Origin of the sequence: Colwellia sp. 1_MG-2023, from assembly GCF_030546755.1 — a bacterium.
Lineage (GTDB): Bacteria > Pseudomonadota > Gammaproteobacteria > Enterobacterales > Alteromonadaceae > Thalassotalea_H.
Genome location: NZ_JAUOPE010000001.1, coordinates 21,031 through 41,891, shown reverse-complemented (window position 1 = coordinate 41,891; position 20,861 = coordinate 21,031). Strand labels below are relative to the sequence as shown.

The window sequence follows — 20,861 nt, the reverse complement described above, 5'->3', positions numbered from 1 at the left end:
ATTTAATTATTATACGTACTTAAACGTATGATGTTTAAGTACGTACGATCAAAGCATTAATATACATATAAATCAACAAGAAATATTTATGAGGTTGTTAGAGGATAAAAATTACAAAATATTTATTGCACACCCAAACATCATATGTTTATATACGTATTATATAAATTATTATTTAGTAAATGGGTTATTAGTTTTTTAGCCAAATTTACAAACAACTTAAATGCCGTTCGGAGGCGTTATTCATGAAAAATTCTTTATCAAATTTTGGTTTGTTAGCTATTGCTACAGCCACATTGCTAACAACAGGGTGTAATGACTCTCAATCAGAAGTAGAGGTTGTGTCAAAAGCAACTGAAGTGAATCAGCAACCCGATATATATCCTCATACGGATAGTGAAAACAAAGATGGTTGGATTTTAAATACTGATGTAAGTGATGAGTTTGACGGAGCAGCGTTAGATGAAGATAAGTGGTTTATCGTTGGTAAACTTGATGAGGAAGGTAACCCTATCTATAAAGACCCTGACCATCCTGACCGTGAAGTGTGGATTGGTCGTGCTCCAGCACAGTTTTCTGGTCGTAATGTACGCCTAGAAGATGGCATGTTAAAAATTTCAACCCGTTGGGAACCTGATTTTCCATTTACCACTGAACAGGGTTTAGACAACGTTAACTATAAATACGAAAATTTTACAACGGCCGCGATAATAAACCGTAATTTATTTCGCTATGGCTATATTGAAGTCAGAGCTAAAGCCGCTGATGCGGAAGTTTCAAGTGCGTTATGGTTTACTCGCCACGAAGTAAAAAACGGGCAACGTAATGATACGGAACTAGAACTTGATATCTTTGAACATTTTGGCAGCCATCGTATGGAAGGCCAAGCGCATCGCGATAGAGATTTATGGTGGACAGTTCATGATTGGGATCCAAAATACGGTCATGAAAACGGTAAAAATGTTACATATACTGAAACGAAAGATTTAGGCTTTAGAGTTGCAGAAAAATTCCACACTTATGGTTTTGAGTGGACAGAAACAGGTATGCGTTATTTCGTTGATGGTAAACTGGTTTCTGATGTTTCAGTTGCCGAAGTTGAAGAGTTTGCTAAGAAAAAAGGACGTGACAGAGGATATGTTATTGATAAAGCAATGCACCTTTGGTTAGATTCAGAATCATTTCCATGGCGTGGCTTTCCAGACTCAAAAGCTGATTTAGAAGCTAATAGCCCTGAAGGCGAAAAAGATGACGGAATTGTTGATTTTGAAGTTGAATACTTAAGGGTTTGGCAAAAACCTGAACATATGACTTATAAACTTGATCATTAGTACGTTAATTGAATTAAGTTAACACGAAGTAACCTCCAGAGGATGGTATTATTTTTCATCCTCTGGTTTATATTACATTGATTAATTCAAATTATAAAAATGACATTAACCTTTAATTGATGCTTCGTAATAATAAACAAATTTTTTTATTGTAAATACAAACATCATATGTTTATATAGGTATAACAAAGTTAAACGTCATCATGAATATTAAGTCGTAATTAACTTAGCTAAATAAAGCAGCGAAATATTTAAGGCGAAAAATGAAATTCTCTCTAAGACAAATATTTTCTACGCAACCATCTTCTCAAGAGGTAGCTGAATCGACAAGGAACGTCAGTTTAGTTATTTTTAATCAGAGTAATTTACTTGTTTTAACGGCAAGTATAATCGCTTTACTATTTTCCAATTTTGCGAATAGTCATTCAGAAAACGATCCCCAAATATTATCTAAAAAAGAAAATGTTCTAGTCATCATGTTTGATGATATGCGTTTTGATACGTTTTCTTACCGAGGGGGGCCAGTAAACACTCCTAATATTGATGAATTAGCTGAACAGTCAGTTCGTTTTGATAATGCTATGACAACGACGGGGTTATGCTCTCCATCTCGTGCCGCTATGTATACTGGGCGCTGGGGACATAAAACAGGGCTTGATGATAATGTCGAGCTTTATCATTCTCGTTTAGCTGAATTAGATCCAAAAGAGGGTGGTTTACTCCAAAGAGCTTCCGATTCTGGCTATTTAGTAGGACATGTTGGTAAATGGCATTTAGGTGCTCGCGGTACTGAAATGCGAGGTGCTGAAATTGATTTAGGCCATGGTCATGAACCTAGAGAACGATTTACACGCCCTTATACGCCATATTCGAAAGTTCCACAGGTAGCAGGATACTACCAAGGGAAAACAGATAAACATGGCGAAAAGCATGAATATTGGATGACACTTCCAGGTGATTACGAAGATACCAATGCATATAAAAAAGTAGTGCATGGTAAGGCGATGATTAAACAAGCTGCAAAGGATGAGAGACCATTTTTTGGAGTAGTAAGTTTCAATCAACCTCATCCAGCGTACCGTGTGCCTGAACCTTATGCGAGCATGTTTAACCCTACTGAACTCGTTTTACCTAAAAATCATTTAGCTGAAAGAATAAATAAGCCGCTTGCGCAAGGTGGTATATGGTGGCCTTGGCACGATGTAGGTCATATGACAGATTTAGATTGGCGTAAGTCACGTGCCTATTATTATGGCGCAATTGCGATGGTTGACCGCATTGTTGGGGAGTTAATACAAACCGCAAAAGATGAAGGAATATACGATAGTTTACGCATCGTACTTTTAGGTGACCAAGGCAGTATGTTAGGTGAACATGGTCTATATGACAAAGGACCTTACGCCTATGATGAGTTAATGCGTATGCCATTATTAATAAGAGATCCAAGCGTTGAAGCTAAAGTAGTAAATCGTCAAGTTTCAATGTTAGATATTACGCCAACTCTTGCTCATTGGATGGGACTAAAACCAGATGGTGATGTTGATGGCCGTTCATTAATTCCTTTAATGAAAGAGGGTGATAAAGCAGACGAAGGACGAGACGACGTCGCACTTTATGCTTATGAATGGTACAACGGTTCATGGTTTGGTATTCGCGCTATTCGTACCCCTAAAATGAAATTTGTTTGGAATCCTGGCGATAGCCGTGATGAATTATACGATCTTCAAAACGATCCGTATGAAATGAACAACCTAATTGATAACCCTCAATATAAAAAACAACTTAACAGTATGGCAAAACGGTTAGAAAAAGAGCTCGTTAGAGTCAGTGATCCGTCAATTATTATGTTTAGACATCATATGAAAGCAAAAGGTTTATTAACCGCTTTTACTCACCAACAAGAATTTGATGTCGCTTTAAATTTTCCTGGCTTAACTTTTAGCCACTTTTCACTGTGAATAAAAATATGAAAATAGAATGTATTAAAACTCATCATGTTCGTTGTCATTTAGAAATACCTTTTGGATTTTCTCAATGGTCTTACGATCAAAGAAATGTGCTTCTTATCCAAGTTATTACTGATACTGGCTTATCAGGTTGGGGCGAGTGCTATGGTCCTGCAGATGTTATTCAGGCAGCAGCAGAAAAATTTTACGCTCCTCGCATATTAGGCATGAATGCTTTAGAAACTGATGTTATTTGGCAGCACATGTGGCGTAGTTCATTAGATTTCGCTCGTGCAGGGGTAATGACTGCAGCTATTTCAGGTATTGATATGGCGCTTTGGGATTTGAAGGGTCATGCTCTTGGTTTAAGTGTTAGTGATTTGATGGGGGGGAAACATCGTGAAATTGTTCCTTGTTATGCCACAGGTATGTATTTTAGAGACATGCCAGAAGAACTATTGCTTAACTCTTTAGTTGAAGAAGCGGTTAGTTACGCTAAAAGTGGCTATAAAGCGATGAAAATTAAAGTTGGTAAAAATATACCATTTGATGAAAAGCTCATTATCGCAATGCGAGAAGCTTTACCCAATACTATATTAGCTGCTGATTCAAATCATGCTTATGACTTACCTGAAGCAGTACGTATTGGCCAACTACTTGATAAGCATGATTATGCCTGGTTTGAAGAACCGCTTTCACCTGAACACCTTCATTTATTTGAACGATTGCAAAGCAAAGTAACTTTGCCAATTACTACTGGAGAATGTGATCAAACACGCTTTGGTTTTAAAGCTCTTATTGAAAGTAATGGCGTGCAAATAATTCAACCTGACCTAGCTTATTGTGGTGGTCCAAGCGAAGCGTTAAAAATTAGAACATTAGCATCTGCTCATGGCATTAATGCAATTCCACATGTTTGGGGTACTCAGTTAAATTTAGCTGCAGCTACGCACTTCTTGGCAACGGCATACCATGAGCCTGGTAGAGCAGAAGAAAAACCACTATACCTTGAGTATGATCGCACTGAAAACCCACTTCGAGACGAACTTTTCTCTGTAATTGTGGATGTTGATGGCAATGGAGCGAAAGTTCCCACCTCACCGGGTCTTGGTGTCAAAATTGACATTGATAAATTAAAAGAATTTAACGTTAGGAATACAGAAACACGATGAGTAATTTACATTATAAAATGCTTATTAACGGTGATTTAGTAGGCGCTGAAGCAACTTTTCCTGTCATTAATCCGGCAACAGAAGAAATCGTGGCGCAAGTGCCGCAAGCTGAAGAAGGTCATATTGATTTAGCTATTGAGGCTGCTGATAAAGCGTTTAATACATGGTCTAAAATGCCATTGAGTCAACGTGAGAAGTTAATCCTCACTTATGCAGATGTGTTAGAAAGTCATAAAGAAGAAATCATTGATATTCTAATTTCTGAAACTGGTAAACCTTACGATAATGCTGAGTATGACTTTGGCATGCTAGTAACATGCTTACGCTATTTTGTAGAAGAAGCAAAACGTATTGACCAGCCAGTAATTAATGATCCTGATGGCAGGTTTTTGCATTATATCATGCGTCAACCTTTAGGGGTTGTTGTTGGGTATTTAGCGTGGAATTTTCCATTATTAAATGTTGGTTACAAACTTGGACCTGTATTAGCTTCTGGTTGTACGGCAATAATTAAACCTTCTCAAGTGACTCCTTTAGCAAGCTTACGTTGCGCTGAATTATCAATCGAAGCGGGTATTCCAGCCGGTGTGATCAATATGATCACAAGTAATGATTACGATATAACAAACCCACTATTAACCAGTGACAAAACGAAATTATTTACCATGATTGGTTCAACGAAAGCGGGTGTAGGCGCTATGAAAACAGCGTGTACAAGTGTTAAGCATTTTTCAGTTGAGCTTGGTGGTAATGCACCGGTTGTTGTTTATGATGATGCCGATGTTAAAAAAGCAGCACAAAATATTGTTGATCTTAAATTTGCTAATTCTGGTCAAGTTTGTGTTTCGCCAAATCGTTGTTTTGTTCATGAATCAATTTATGACGATTTCATTTCAGAAGCAAAAGCACATGCCGCAGGTATTGAACTTGCTGCTGGGCGTCAAGATGGTCGAATTATGGGACCATTAATCAGCAATAAAGAACGCGCAAGAATCATTGGTTCCATTGAACAAGCAGTAACAGATGGCGCAAAAGTAGTTTCTGGCGGTAAAACTCCTGCGGATAAACCGAAAGGCTACTATTTAGAACCGACAATTTTAGCCGATGTTAAGTTAGACATGGCGATTGCTAAAGATGAAATATTTGGTCCTGTTTTACCTATTATTTCATATTCAGATCAAGACGATGTTATAGCGTTAGCAAATGATTGTGAATACGGACTTGCTGCATATGTATACACAACAAACTTACAACGTGGATTACAAGCAGCGCAAAACATTGAAGCAGGTAGTGTTTGTGTAAATGAAGTACATTATGCGGCACATTTACCTCACGGTGGTTTAAAACAAAGTGGTGTGGGTAAAGATTGTTCTTCTTATAGTTTGACAGAATACCTAACGCTTAAACGCGTTTCAGTATTAGTAAATGAGTAGAGCATCCACATGTTTATTAATATTCAAAAATTTAACGTTTTACTCACTTTAGCCATACTCGCAATTTCAGGTCAGGTTACTGCAAGTACTATGTCAGAGCGTCCTAATATTCTTGTTATCCTTACCGATGACATGGGTTACGCAGACGTAGGCTTTAATGGTGCTAAAGACATTAAAACGCCAAGTTTAGATGCACTTGCAAATAAGGGGACGGTTTTTACATCAGCCTATAATGTCCATCCTTTTTGTGGACCAAGCCGAGCAGGTATTATGACAGGGCGTTACCCACATAAGTTTGGATCTCAATTTAATTTACCAACCAGCAACCGCTCTGGTGGCATTGGTATTCCAAAAAATGAAACGTTCATCAGTTCTGTCTTACAAAACGCTGGTTATTTTACGGGAGCAATAGGGAAGTGGCATTTAGGTGAAGAAGAATATTTTCATCCTAATAACCGTGGCTTTGATGAATTCTATGGTTTCTTAAATGGCGGTCATCATTATTTTCCTAAGCAATTTAAAGCGAGATATCAAAAACAAAAAGCGCAAGGTCTTGAACATTCCATTTTTCATTATCTTCGACCACTTGAACATAATGGTAAAGAAGTGGATGAAAAAGAATACATTACGGATGGCTTATCACGTGAAGCAACGCGTTTCATAAAGAAATCAGCAGAAAATAAAGATCAGCCTTTCTTTTTATATCTTGCTTATAACGCGCCACATTCACCAATGGAGGCTAAAAAAGAGGATATGGATCAGTTTCCAGAGATTAAAGATAAGAAACGTAAAACATACGCAGGCATGGTTTATGCGGTTGACCGTGGTGTTAATGAAATTGTTAAAACATTAAAAGAAACGGGCCAATTTGATAACACTTTAATTGTTTTCTTTAGTGATAACGGTGGGAAACCTAAATTAGGGGCAAGTAATGCTCCGCTTAGAGGAAGAAAAGGCGACGTGTTAGAAGGTGGTTACCGCACGCCTATGTTATTTCATTGGCCTAAAAGAGTACCTGAGGGACAAGTATATAAGTACCCAGTTTCATCGCTAGATTTATTTCCAATATTTGCTGATATCGCCCATGCTCCTATCCCAAAATCTAAAAAATTGGATGGTAAAAATATTTTACCTCAAGTGATTAAAAACGAGAATGCACGTGCGGGTGAAATGATTTTTGCTATGAGACATAGGAATGGTTTTTCAGATTCAGCGGCACGAAGAGACAACTGGAAAGTGGTTCAACACAGTAACAAATCTTGGCAACTTTTTGATATTGAAAAAGATATCAATGAACAGAACGATCTCAGTAAACAACACCCGCTACTTCTACGTGAAATGGTAGCAGAAATGGAAATTTGGAGCTGGTCTCATGTTCAACCGCTTTGGTTTCATATTCATGAAGAAGGTTTTCAATGGCGTGAAAAATCCATGCCGAGATTTCATGAAACGTTCCATATAGCCAAACCACAAACAATAGATTAGTCCTAGGTGAAAGATATGAAAGCAATAGCCAACATTATATTATTATTTCTTGCTGCAAGCTTTAGCTTAACTAGCTTTGCAGGTGAAACAGAAAAAACTAAAAAACCTAATATTGTCTTATTATTTTCTGACGACGCCGGTTATGCCGATTTTGGTTTTCATGGCAGTAAAGTCATGAAAACCCCTAATTTAGATGAGCTTGCTAAACAAGGCATAATGTTTAATCAAGCTTATGTTTCAGATCCTACTTGTGGTCCTTCACGAGCAGGTCTTTTAACGGGTAAATATCAGCAACGATTTGGTTTTGAAGAAAACAATGTTCCAGGTTACATGAGCAAAAACTCAGGCGTTGATGGCCGAGATATGGGAATCCCTCTCGATGAAAAAACGATGGGGGATTATCTTAAGAAACAAGGTTACGCTACGGCTTTTTACGGTAAATGGCATGTCGGTGGTGCAGATCGTTTCCATCCATTAAAACGTGGCTTTGACGAATTTTACGGGTTCAGAGGTGGTGCGAGAAGTTATTTTGCCTATTCAAAAGCGCCACCAAGTGAATTAGATTTAATGGAACGTAATTTCGGTGAAATGGTTGAACACAAAGGTTACTTAACTGATGTGCTTGCTGATGAAGCAATCGACTTTATCGAGAGACAAGTCAAAGAAGATAAACCATTTTTTACCTTCGTGTCTTTTAATGCAGTGCATACACCTATGGATGCAACGCCAGAAGATTTAGCACAATTTCCTCAGCTTAAAGGCAAGAGAAAAACTGTTGCAGCTATGACTCTAGCATTAGATAGAGCCTCTGGTGCAATCATGAAAAAGTTAGAAGAACTTGGTGTCGCTGAGAACACCATCGTTGTATTTACTAATGATAACGGTGGCCCTTCAGATAGAAATGCTTCCGATAATGCACCATTAAGCGGTACGAAATCAAATCACCTAGAAGGGGGCATTCGCGTTCCATTTTTAATGAAATGGCCTAACCACTTAGCGCAAGGTACACACTTTACTCATCCTATTAGCTTACTTGATTTATTACCAACTTTTTATGAAGTCGCCGGTGGCGATAGTACAAAAATTAAAGATTTAGATGGCGTAGATCTAATGCCATATATCACCAGTAAAACTGATGCCCGTCCACATGATGTTCTTTATTGGAAGAAAGACGTCAGAGCAACAATTAGGGTAGGAGATTGGAAAATGATGCGTTTTCCTGACCGACCTGCAGAACTTTACTTTTTACCTGATGATTTAAAGGAACATTACAATGTTGCTGCAAAACATCCAGATAAAGTGAAAATGATGTTCAAAAAATTGTTTGAATGGGAATCGACCTTAGAAAGACCTCGTTGGTTATTACAACGAAAATTTGAAAACTACGATATAAACCGGATGGACTTATATCACGATAAACCTCTTGAGAAGAAAGTGGATAAAGGCGAATTAGAGCTATAAATCGAATTTATCTGAAATTTTATAATTAAATATAAAACACCAGATTGAGAGTTTACTCGCGATCTGAATAAAAAATAAAATGAAACTGGGGGACTATATGAGTCACAATTTTAAATTATCAGCGATTTCTGCTGCAGTAATAGCGACATTCTTAACATCGCCAATACATGCACAGGAAGAAGATAAAAAAGCTAAAAAAGTAGATGAAATAGAAGTTATCGAAGTTACAGGTTTTAAAGGAAGTCTTCGTAAAGCAATCAACGCAAAACGATTTTCAGACAATGTTAGTGATTCGATTCATGCTGAAGATGTTGGTAAATCAACCGATCAAAATATTGCTGATGCGCTTTCTCGGGTTACTGGGGTAACTGTTCAATCTGAAGGTGGCGAAGGTACGCGTATATCGGTACGTGGTACAGGTCCTTCTATGAATCAAATTCAAATGAATGGCGTCGCATTAACCAGTGGACTCTCTGGTGATCAAGGCAATGATCCTACCTCTGATCAAAGTGTTGATTTATCTTCATTTTCATCTGATATTTTATCTTCTATTGATGTAATTAAAACATCCTCAGCGGATCAAGATGAAGGTTCTCTAGGTGCAACAGTAGTACTGAGAACAGTGAAACCGTTGTCATTATCAACGCCACGCCGTTCTTTAAACGTAGAAGGCAGAATAAATGATTATGCTGGAGCAAATGATTCACGCATAACCGGTAGTTTCTCTGATATCTATTTAGATGGCACACTCGGATTTATTATTACTGCAGCAAAAGATACACAAACAACGCGTCAAGATAGACTGCAAACTGACTGGACTGATGCAGCAATTTCAATTTCTGATTTGTACGGAACTTCAGGTCGTACCGGGCATGATGTTGCAACAGGTAAATACATTCGTATTTTAGAAGAAGGTCAAACAACTGCTGATCTTTTAAATTGGGATCCTGAGACACAAATTGCTCATGAAGGTCCTTTAGATGTAATGGCAAGAAACTATACGCAAATTTCAACAACTGCCGATCAACGAGACCGTTTTTCAGTATCTGCAGGTTTAGAATGGGCTCCTTTAGAAACGACTAATATTCAATTAGATATTACTCATACTAAGCAAGAAGTAGATACAGATTATCATAATATCCGTTTGAATTTTGCTCCTTTAACAGGTGTATCGGGTGCTGATCCTGTTTCAGACTGGAATGGAATAAATTTAGAGACTCGAACTTTAGAAAAATCATACAACCGAAAGTCTGGCGGTAACTTTAACCGTACACAAGGTTTACGCGAGTTAGAAACCAATGTAGTTTCATTAGAAATTGACCATGACTTTAGTGATGTCTTAAAAATGAATGCTAGATTCGGTTATTCTGGGACAACAGATGAAACTGATGGTCATGTAGGATTAGGAACAGCAACTTGGGGAACAATCGGCAATACGATAATCGAAGCGGTTCCTTTAGAATTACTTGAACCTGTTGGTCATGATTGTAGCTCTAACGGTGAATGTTCTTTCAGTATGGGGATGACACCTGCTAATTTTGACCCTTTTGATGGTAGTGTAAATTTTGTTACCAGTAAATTTAATCCTTTTGATTTAGAAGCAAACCATTTAGGCTCACTTAATTTTCGTGATAATAATCAGGAAGATACCAATAAATCTGTACACTTAGATTTTGATTGGGATGTTGACCGCTTTAATATTACAACGGTTGAATTTGGTTATAAATACGCAAAACGAAACAAAGATGTTTATACACAAAATACCTTGGTAAATACTGGTACTGCATTAATTGATAATTCAATTCCTGATACTAGTTATTCGACAGTTGGTATGGACTCTATTAACCTGATTGATATGTTATCAGGTGATGCTTTCCCATATGATAATTTTGGTGAAGACTTATTATCTGATCGAAGTAATCTTGCTTTTGGCGGTTGGCCAATGTTAGATGCGAATAAAGCTATCGCTGAATTCTCTGGCCGAGATCCTGGTACGGTAGGTACAGGAGTTAACAACCAAGGCACTCGTGAAATAGAAACAGAAACTAATGCAGCCTACTTAAAAGTTAACTTTGAAGGTTTTGACGGACGTTTAACCGGTAACATTGGTTTACGTTATATTAAAGATGCGAATAAAGCTGCTGGTTACGGCGGTATAACTTACCATAGACCCCCTCATTTATTAGATCCTTATAACCTCCTTGTTGAACGTGGATTAGGTACGATTGAAGGGCAAGAAGCTTGTCCTGAGCCAATATCAGGCCTTGATCCAAGTAATGGTCTTCCAGATACGCGTTGGGCACCATTAAATGAAGATCAACTTACCGGGTGTTTTGATTGGGCTGTTTCACATGGTTATGATTTTTGGAATGACGACACAACACCATTTATTAATGGCGAATGGGTGTTACCAGGTGGCGTAGATACTAACCGTTTAGTGTTTGGGAATGCTACGGATGGTTTTACTCTTATTGATTTACCTAATCAAATTGTTGATATCAATGGTAATTTAGTAAACGCTAGTGCATTAACACATAGACAATTTAGTAGCGCTGGTGAAATTTGGCCTTACCTAGATCGTTCAACCTCTTTTGTTGGACCTAATGGCGATCAAACCACATCATACCAACGTGAAGCACCTACCAGCGGTACAGCAAGTCATTCATTATTGTTACCGAGCTTAAATATAAACTATGCGCTTAATGACGACATGATTGCTCGTTTTGCTGTGTCAAAAACAATGACACGTCCAGGTTTTGATTCACTTAATCCTAGTTTAACGATTAGAGAAAATCCTTGGGGACCTACTGCTGAAGGTCGTGCGGGTAATGTTAATTTAAAACCGCTTAAGTCAAACAATTTAGATCTATCATTTGAGTGGTATTTCAACGAGTCGGGCATGTTATCAACGGCTTTGTTTTATAAACAAATGACAGACTTCCCTGAAACAGTTGTAACACCTTTTCATTATAAAGATGTTCGTTCTGATTATGACTTAGCCGATGCTAATTTATTAATGGATTATGATGAAAATCGTACTCCAGGAGGAGCAGAGCCATGTATGCCTCATCGTTATTACGCAGGTTTTAGTGCTAGTTCATGGAAAATTGAATGCCATACAGCACTTATCGCTATTGAAAAAAATGGCCAAGAAGCTGAAATATCAGGTATTGAAATTGGCTATACGCAAAACTATGACTTCTTACCAGGTATTTGGTCAGGGCTTGGTTTAAGCGTTAATTACACTTACCAACATTCAGAGAAAGATCCTGAAGAGTTAGGTACAACAGGTTTGTTTACTCAACCACTTCCACAAGAACATACACCAGAGCATTCAGCTAATACCACCGTATTTTATGAAAAAGATGCTATTACCATGCGTTTAGCTCATAGATATTCTGGGGTTCAGCTGATAAACGACGGTATAACTGGTGGTGCAATTTGGCAAGAATCAACGAGTATTTTTGATTTTAGTTCTAGTTATAAAATTAATGAAACTTTCTCGGTAACCTTCCAGGCAACCAACCTTACTGATGAGGTCTATCGCAATTTCTACACTGCTTATGACATTCAAAATTCAGATGGTGATGTTGTATATGACGAAGGCAACGTTTTTGACGGCAATGTGACCAAAAGTCGTACTGCTGCTGTATACAAAAATGGCCGTCAATATCGTATTGGCATTCGTGGAACGTTTTAATTAAACGCTTTGAACTAAATTAAATGGTTGGTGCAAGACATCAACCAAATAATAAAAAATATTTGGAGATGTAAGATGAATAACTTACTGAAAAAAACAGCGATAGTTACAGCCGTATCTGTAGCACTAATCGGGTGTGGTAGCGGAACTGATGAAGGTTATAGCCACAAATTTAAAAATGACTACAGTGTTGAATATTCAACAGATTCAATCAATGTTACTTATGATGAAGTTTCGGGTATCCAACAAGTTAACTTGTTAGAAGGGGCAATGGTAAATGGGGAAGCGTTAACATTAGAAAGTTCTACTTCGCCTATTCACATTAGAGATTTCTCATTCTCTGCTCGTAACGATGAGTTTATTACACCGCAAGCTGAAGGGCTTTCAAATAATCAGGGAATTTCACCTTTTATCGTTGCTGACGATGGCGTGACACTTTTAGTCTTGACGGATGCTTATGCTCAAGCGTTAAGAATGTGTGATACCACTGATGTTCGTGGTGCTACTGATGCCGATGGTAATCCAACTGGAAATGGCTCACGTGATTTTCCAACATCGATCACATACGATATTAGCTATGTTGTTGATAATGGTTTTGAATTAGCACCTGGACAAGAACATCCTACACGCTCATTAGTGTTAACTATAAATGCAATTACTGATCCTGTAACGAGTGTACAAGCATTTGATATGAATGTTGCTTCAGGTGATACAACACCTATGTTATCTGCAACATTACCTACTTATGCATGTAATAGTAACTTAACTTTTGAGATTGCGGATGAAACGACTGCCAGTGTTGATGAAAGTGGCAATGTCACAGGAAACAATAAAGGTGAAACCACGATCACAGTTACCAGTGAAGAAAACCCTGAGTTAAGTGCTTCTGCGACTGTTAATGTGACTCCAGGATTTAACCTTGCGATTACAAACCAAGAGTTTAATGATTTAGGTGCACCATTAGGAACAAAACTTGTACCTACTTGTTCTGCTATTGGAGTGAGTGTTAAACCAACAATTGTCGCTGACACTTTATCTGGGGATTACCATTATACTTGGATGTCAGATAACGCAACATTCGCTAATGAAGAAAGTGATGGTAGTTTTGGTGCTACAGGGCGTTTTCTTAACGGTCTTGCAACAGGTGAAAGTGCAACTATCACTGTAGGTTTGGACAATGGTTATACCGGTGCTACAAGTATTGATGATGTTCAAGAGCAAATGGTTACTGTTACCGCTGAACGAAACTATGCATGTGAGCCAGGCGAAATTCCAAATGGTCCGTCAGATTTATTATTAAATGCAGGTGGTTGGGGTGCTAATGCAACTCATGTTGCCGGTGGTCTCGATGGTACAGCATTACAAATTACGTCTAATAATGACGGCGCACAATTTGCTAATACTACAAGACAAGTTTGGAATCAGAATAACAACTTCCATGCTGCTACTTTTGGACGTGGAGATGCGTCTATTGGTAGAACATTTAAGTTTTCGGTTTGGGCGAAATTAAATCAATTACCTGCTGAATCTACAGATGAAATCAAATTAGAACATACTATTTTACCTTGGTTATGTGATGGTTGTGATGGTTTAACTGGTTTCCCTGGTCGTTATGAAGGCGGTGTTGTAGGAACAGTTACTGCTGAGCTTAAACACACTACTGATTGGCAACTAGTTGAATTCATTAATCCATTAACCGGCACGATGGAATGGACCGTTCCTTCAAATTGGAACGTAGCTACTGCAGCATTTCAATTTTGGGATTTATATGGTTTCGCTAATGGTGACAGCATCATGCTAGATAATTACTCGATTGTAGAAGTAGAGTAATCCGTTAAAACGATAATAAAAGCCATCTGTTACGGGTGGCTTTTTTCTAAGGCTAAAATATGTCAAACCATTATAAAACTTCAATATTAGTTGCGATTTCAGTTGTTTTCACCTCTTTGTTTGGGTGTCAATCAACAGAGCAACCCGCTCAACTAACATCAGAAAATAATATAAAACCTACCATTGAAAATACAAATTTAAATCAATGGGTTTATGTAAAAGAACTCTCGGATGAATTTAATAGTGAATCTATTGATTTAAGCAAGTGGAACAATACCAGTAATGACTGGGGGCCTTGGTCTTGGAAAAAAGACAATGTCAGCTTGCAAGATGGACATCTAAATATTGCTCTTACCTATGAACCGCATAGAACTAAACGTTTTTCCTATAAAAATGGCAGACGTAAAGTGGATGTCGACCTGTTTTATAAATCAGGCATTGTTCGCTCCAAAGGTTATCAAATATACGGTTATTATGAAGCTCGGATGAAAGGTATACCTACGTTTCCTGGTTCAAGCCCTGCCTTTTGGATTTACAGCCTCAATGAAGAAATAAAAAAAATGGGCCTAAAAGGAACAAATGAAGGTGACGTTACTTATTCTGAAGTTGATATTGTTGAGCTTCAACAAGCTGAATGGGATAAAGAAACAAAGAAAAACGATGGTGCGAATATTATTGATATGAATCTTCATACTCGTGTTATTGAGAATGGAAAAGAAATTTGGAAACGCCCTGGAAAATACCCAGAGTTAACTCAAAACAAAATTCGTGCAGATTTTGATGCAAGAGATGAGTTTCACGTATATGGCGCAGATGTTTCTCCAGAAAAAATCACGTGGTATATAGATGGTAAAAAAGTTGCAGAAAAGCCAAATCTTTATTGGCATTTACCTATGCATGTCACCTTATCTTTAGGATTAAGGTACCCACATGTTACCTACAATAACTGCCCTGATGGTTTAGAACGTTGTACAGTTCCGGGTAAAGCAACCCCTGAAGGTTATCCAAGTGCAATGAAAGTTGATTGGGTCAGAGTTTACAAGAAAAATAATTAGAGCAGAGCATGAATATTAAAAACATAGTTATTTTTACCATAGTGTATTTCATGTCATTGCTAAGTTTTGCACAAGACTTTTTTCCATTATCTGATAGTGAAAATAAAGATGGGTGGGTATTAAACCCGTCTGTTAGTGATGAATTTAATGGTTCAAAACTTGATCGCTTTAAATGGTATATCCAAGGTGAGAATGAGCAGTTTTATCTATGGAAAGGTAGAGCTCCATCTCAATTTGCTCCCCATAATGTGTTACTTGAAGATGGCTTTTTAAAGTTAAGAACCCAATGGGAGCCTAACTATGCTTTTGTTGGAAAACCGCCAAAAAGGCAAGAAATTGATGCATACGAAAATATAACAACAGCTGCAATTATTAGTCATAACACCTTTTTATATGGCTATATGGAAGTGAGAGTGAAAATACCTGATGCTGCTATGACAGGAGCTTTTTGGGGAACAGGATATCAACAAGAGCTCGATGTTTTTGAGTTAATTGGCCGTGTTAAAAAAGGTAGCCGAAAACCTGAGACAACGTTTGTAACGTCAATTCATGATTGGCGTCCTGGGCATCCAAAAAAGAATAAAGTTTGGAAACATCCACATCCTACGCCAGGCAGAACAGCTGAAAATTTTTATGCATATGGAGTTGAATGGCAACCAGATGGACTGAATATGTATTTTGAAGGTGAGCTAGTTCATCAAGTGACACAAAAAGAAATGGGGGATGCATGGGTGCTAAATAATCCCTTAGAACTATGGTTCGATTCAGAGGTTTTTCCTTGGCATGGCATTCCTGAAGAAAAAGAATTACCCGCAAATTTTGAAATTGACTACGTGAGAGTTTGGCAAAAACCAGATAGCAATTTATTACAGCCTGCATTTTTTGGTTTTGAAGGGCCTTATATGCCACACGTTGTGAATAAGCCCGAATTGCGAGGAAAGTACGCTAAGCAATGGTGGATTGATCCTAAATTGTCAACGCAATTAAAGATTTCTCAGGCGAGTGATTACCATTTTTCAACGGGTCGACATAGCCTTCAACTTAATGCTGATAATAAAGAGAAGGCTAAAGAGTTCGTAGCATTTTCTCCTGATGGTTCAGTTATCTTAACAAGCGGAGAATATCAGCTGTCTTTTGATGTTTTTATCGAGGAGGATTCATTTATCAAAGCAATACAAATTGTTTTAGAAAACCCATGGTTAGAAATAACACCGATAGATTTATCTCACGTTCAAAAAGGAAAATGGGTAACGCTGAAGCAAACGTTTAGCCGTTCGGCGATTTCTGCTGAAAATGATCGCATGAGAGTTGTATTTAAAAAAGAATGGTTTGCAAAGGGAAATAATACCTTAGCTATCGATAACATAAATATTTCAAAAATAAACAGTCATTAGAGAGGAAATGATGAATCCTTCAATATTGAACATAATCTTTAAGTTTGGAGTTTTTTTATTAACGTCACTGCTTACTTTAGGTGTGCAAGCTGATGATTCGATTGTTAGTTTAACCGCTAATAAAAAAATTGGTTTTAAAGAATCACCCACTGTTTATGTCGAGTTAGAAGTTGATAAAACGAGAGATTTACATGTCGCTTTTCAAAATATGAATGGTTTTAATACCATTAAAAGAACCATGAAGCGTATTAAAAAATCGGGTAAATATCACTTTGAAGTTCCTTTAGACAAAATAGACGAGGGAAATTATCGTATTGCCGCTTATTTAACACCAAGAGGAAAAGATTGGAATGATCGCATCACTCAAGCTCAACCTTTTGAATTTGAAGTTATCAATGAAGAAAAGTACGTAAAGAAAACCGTTTTTAGTGACCAAGATAAAATTAAGTTTGTTAAATGGCCCAAACGAGTTATCGGCAATCAAGAAGCAACTTTGACGATTCAATATGATATCCAAGCTCCTAGAGATATTCACGTAAAGCTTTTAGATAGTGATAACTGGAAAGAGCATGGCGCTTTGAAGTTTCCAGTGACAGAGCCAGGGAACTTAACGTTACCATTAAGTAATTTAACGGTAGATTTTCCGTTAGGTAATTACGCTTGGGTTGTTTATGTCGCAGAAAAAGGCAAGTCTGAGCCTATCAGTGATAAGTTCGGTAAACATTTCACTCTAGCTAAAAAGCAAAAACAGAGTGAAGGTAAAAATTAACTAAGCCATGTTTTCACTGAATCCTAATTTAACTCAACAAGCATTTCTTATTGGTAATGAACGTACGCCAGTATTCGTTGTTGACAATTTTATGCGGGATTACTCAGATGCGATTGACGAAGCAAGTAAATTGTCATATGCCTCAGATAAGGAAAGTGTTGGGGCATATTATCCTGGTATAAGGGCTCCAGTAGGTACCGAGTATGGCATGTCATTATTGAGACATACGCAGGCGATTTTTTATAAAATATTTCAGGTGCCTAATCAACTGACAATGTTCCCTCAAAATGGTAGCTACTCACTTATCACTAAAGCAGAAAATGATATGGATTCATTACAATGTATCCCACATTTTGACAATAATAATACTTTTAGTTTTGCCATGTTACATTATCTCAACGAAGGGGATTTTGGCGGCACTGGATTTTATCGCCATAAACCTACTGGTTTTGAAAATATAACTGCTGGGCGTGTTTCAGACTATTTAAAAGCGGCTCAAAATTATATAGATACACATGGCCAACCTGAAAAGCGTTATTTTACCGAATCGACAGAGCACTATGAACTTCTTCACAACGTTGCTTATAAACCTAATCGGTTAGTGATTTATCCGTCGACTATTTTACATTCTGCTTTTATTGATAATCCACAACGCGATGTATGTAATGATCCTAAAACAGGACGATTATCGGCTAATTTTTTTATTGAATTTAAATAGCTAGGCCCCTCTTCATAAGCATTTAATAAATATAAGTATAAATATGAATATTAAAAAATTAATACTATCCATGTTATTTGGAGCCTTAGTTATATCTCCCTCTCTATATGCAGGGGTTTATAAAGGAGCTACTGACGATGCAACTTTTTTACAACTATTAGAAGAAGCAACTACAAAAAGTGAATTATTAGCTGACAAAATTTCAGAAGCAAAGGCGTTAGGGCTAACGACAGATTACGCACAAGTTTCACAAACGACCATTCGATTATTTAAAGATGTTTTTGCACCTTGGGATAAGAAAAATCCAGATAAAGTACGAGAAATGTATGACGCGAAATACTTTAGTCAATATGATCCAGTTGGAGCCAAAGGGTTACCTTTTGATGAGCTCGCCGATAGTATTGAAGTTGCTGATGCGGCAATTACGCAATTACAAGAACAAATAGATGGTGTTGTTCTTTTAACTCCTCCGCCAAACTTTAAAACAGGAAAGTTACGATTAAAAGGCCCTAATTATGAACTTGATGGCAATGCTGTTATTGCAGGGAAGTTTTTCTGGCAACCCAATGAAAGTGATATTTTGGAAGCTTATGGCTACGGTGGAGAAGGTTATTATTCTGTACAAGATTTAAATACCGAAACAACCTTAAAAAGCTGGCGACAAAATAACTTACTCACGAAGTTAAAAGAGCAAAATGTTAATAATCGGTCGCCAATTCAGTTTTTTCTTGGTCATATTGTCCCGACAACTTATTGGTTAAGAGAAAGCTACCCTGAAGCGTTTACTATCGGCAGTCGACTGTTTACTGACTATGATATTGATAACCCGAACGTAAAGTTTTGGTTGAATACTTTATTTGATAAGCAGTTATCTGTCGCAGTTGAGCAACTAGGTAATACTGAGCGTGTTCATATGATAGCTAATGAACCAACATTTTCTATTCGAGAAAATGGTGTCGATGCAGACAGAGGAGTATCTAATTACACGTTAGATAAATATGTTTCTTGGCTTGAAAAAAAATATCAAACCATTGAGCATTTAAACAATATTTATTCATCAGACTTTAACCAATTTAGTGATTTAAAAACGACGTATACCATTCCTTTATCATTGAGCTATCAAGGTGGCCCTGTTTGGTATGACTGGAATCGCTTTAATATGGATAGAGTAAATGAATGGTTCACTTATTTGCATAACGCAGTCCATAAATCTGATCCTAATGCTAAAACTCATATCAAAATAATGGGAGAGCGTTCAATCCACACGAGTTATCATGATGAAGGGTTAGATTTTGAATTTATCGCTAAGCTTGTTGATATGCCAGGCGCAGATAACCAATCAAGTTCATTAGCTGCCGATTGGGATGTTAGACACGAAATGTCTTGGCAACAAAGGTATAGCTTAGAATGGCGTGCTCAAACCATGATGTTAGATTTTAATAAGTCGATTGCCCCAGAAAAACACTTTTATGATTCTGAATGGCATGGTTTATCGGGTGCAAGGTGGCGTGATTTTCATATGTCGCCAGAATATGTAAGAAGTACATTATGGATTGCAGCTACTCATGGGTTAGGCTCATTAACGTCATGGGTTTGGAATCGAAAAGAAGATGGCTCTATAGATCCTAGAGCAGACTTTATTGGAACTTCAGTCACACAGCCAATACAACTTGATGCATATGGACGTACATTAAAAGAGCTTAATGCCCATGGCAATAAGATTAGTTCACTAGTGCCAGTTAAGCGTAATTACCTCATTTATTATAATAAAGACTCAGCGATTCAGGATCCTGAATATACTGATAAAATGTCTGACATTTATGAAGCGTTAAAGTTACTGAATATTCCCACTGGTTTTACTACTCCAGCAGAGTTAGCAAAGGTCGATTTTCAAAATCAAGTCATTGTTATCCCTCCAACAATGTATATTTCAGATCAAGATTTAACTGGTTTAGAAGCCTTTGTTGATAGCGGAGGTAATACTATTCTTTTTAATAAAAGTACTAGTTTTGTTAAAACAGAATTAGGAAAAACAAGAAATAGCACAAGTAGCTTCACAGCAATGTCAACGTTAGAAGTTACTGATGTTCTCCTCATGGCAAAACAACTGGAAGAAACGTTACTTGATGTCACTGCTGAGCAGGCTATTACATTAGAAATTAGTGATGAGAATAGAGAAAAATCTTACGGAATATTGTCGGCACAATATGATGATGAAAACGCTAATAAAACTATTGTTTCGTTGGTAAATGTTAGCCAAGAAAATATAACCGTAAAGCTTAAATCTAAACTTGGAATACCATCAGATATCACTGATGTTATTACACAAAATAAGCTTTCAGCTGAAATAACAATGAAACCAATGGATGTTCGTTTAATAAGCATAGGACGTTCTGTTGAAGAATCTATTGATATCACACCTGAAGTTAATCCTGAACCTCCTCAAATAGAAATCGATGAAACGAGTTCAGGTGGTAGTCTGTTTTTTGAATTATTTATTCTGATAAGTTTTATTATTAAGAGAAAAATCACTATTACTCTGAAAGCTATTTATGAACATTGACGCA

13 protein-coding genes are annotated in these 20,861 nt (G+C 37.3%); all 13 read left to right on the top strand.

What is annotated here, in order from left to right; genetic code table 11:
- The first annotated feature begins 245 nt into the window (after nt 1–245).
- The 13 genes from Q4493_RS00140 (at nt 246) to Q4493_RS00080 (ending at nt 20,857) form a co-directional block, all read left to right on the top strand.
- Nucleotides 246–1,331, top strand: coding sequence for a family 16 glycosylhydrolase (locus tag Q4493_RS00140; protein ID WP_303448443.1), 1,086 nt, complete (start codon nt 246–248; stop codon nt 1,329–1,331).
- A gap of 263 nt (nt 1,332–1,594) precedes the next feature.
- Complete coding sequence (locus Q4493_RS00135) at nt 1,595–3,289, top strand: sulfatase-like hydrolase/transferase (protein WP_303448441.1); 1,695 nt, start codon at nt 1,595–1,597, stop codon at nt 3,287–3,289.
- Between the two features lie 8 nt (nt 3,290–3,297).
- A complete protein-coding gene (locus tag Q4493_RS00130) occupies nt 3,298–4,449 on the top strand; it encodes a mandelate racemase/muconate lactonizing enzyme family protein (protein WP_303448439.1) in 1,152 nt (383 codons plus the stop codon).
- On the top strand, nt 4,446–5,882 hold the full coding sequence (locus Q4493_RS00125; protein ID WP_303448437.1) for an aldehyde dehydrogenase: 1,437 nt from the start codon (nt 4,446–4,448) through the stop codon (nt 5,880–5,882). The genes Q4493_RS00130 and Q4493_RS00125 overlap by 4 nt, the downstream gene beginning before the upstream one ends.
- Before the next feature lie 9 nt (nt 5,883–5,891).
- On the top strand, nt 5,892–7,367 hold the full coding sequence (locus tag Q4493_RS00120) for a sulfatase (RefSeq protein ID WP_303448435.1): 1,476 nt from the start codon (nt 5,892–5,894) through the stop codon (nt 7,365–7,367).
- Nucleotides 7,368–7,382: 15 nt separating this feature from the next.
- Nucleotides 7,383–8,828 (top strand): sulfatase-like hydrolase/transferase, encoded by a 1,446-nt coding sequence (locus Q4493_RS00115; RefSeq protein ID WP_303448434.1) that lies wholly within the window; start codon nt 7,383–7,385, stop codon nt 8,826–8,828.
- Nucleotides 8,829–8,925: 97 nt separating this feature from the next.
- Nucleotides 8,926–12,528: a TonB-dependent receptor gene (locus Q4493_RS00110; protein ID WP_303448433.1), complete on the top strand. Its 3,603-nt coding sequence runs from the start codon at nt 8,926–8,928 to the stop codon at nt 12,526–12,528.
- A 75-nt stretch (nt 12,529–12,603) separates the two neighbouring features.
- Nucleotides 12,604–14,358, top strand: coding sequence for an Ig-like domain-containing protein (locus Q4493_RS00105; RefSeq protein WP_303448430.1), 1,755 nt, complete (start codon nt 12,604–12,606; stop codon nt 14,356–14,358).
- Between the two features lie 59 nt (nt 14,359–14,417).
- The gene (locus tag Q4493_RS00100) at nt 14,418–15,413 is read left to right on the top strand and encodes a kappa-carrageenase (protein ID WP_303448428.1); all 996 of its coding nucleotides are present in this window, start codon (nt 14,418–14,420) and stop codon (nt 15,411–15,413) included.
- Between the two features lie 50 nt (nt 15,414–15,463).
- A complete protein-coding gene (locus tag Q4493_RS00095; RefSeq protein ID WP_303448427.1) occupies nt 15,464–16,807 on the top strand; it encodes a family 16 glycosylhydrolase in 1,344 nt (447 codons plus the stop codon).
- A gap of 7 nt (nt 16,808–16,814) precedes the next feature.
- Nucleotides 16,815–17,576: a hypothetical protein gene (locus Q4493_RS00090; protein ID WP_303448424.1), complete on the top strand. Its 762-nt coding sequence runs from the start codon at nt 16,815–16,817 to the stop codon at nt 17,574–17,576.
- Between the two features lie 7 nt (nt 17,577–17,583).
- A complete protein-coding gene (locus Q4493_RS00085) occupies nt 17,584–18,294 on the top strand; it encodes a DUF6445 family protein (RefSeq protein ID WP_303448423.1) in 711 nt (236 codons plus the stop codon).
- A gap of 43 nt (nt 18,295–18,337) precedes the next feature.
- Nucleotides 18,338–20,857 (top strand): alpha-amylase family protein, encoded by a 2,520-nt coding sequence (locus Q4493_RS00080; RefSeq protein WP_303448421.1) that lies wholly within the window; start codon nt 18,338–18,340, stop codon nt 20,855–20,857.
- Nucleotides 20,858–20,861: the final 4 nt, after the last annotated feature.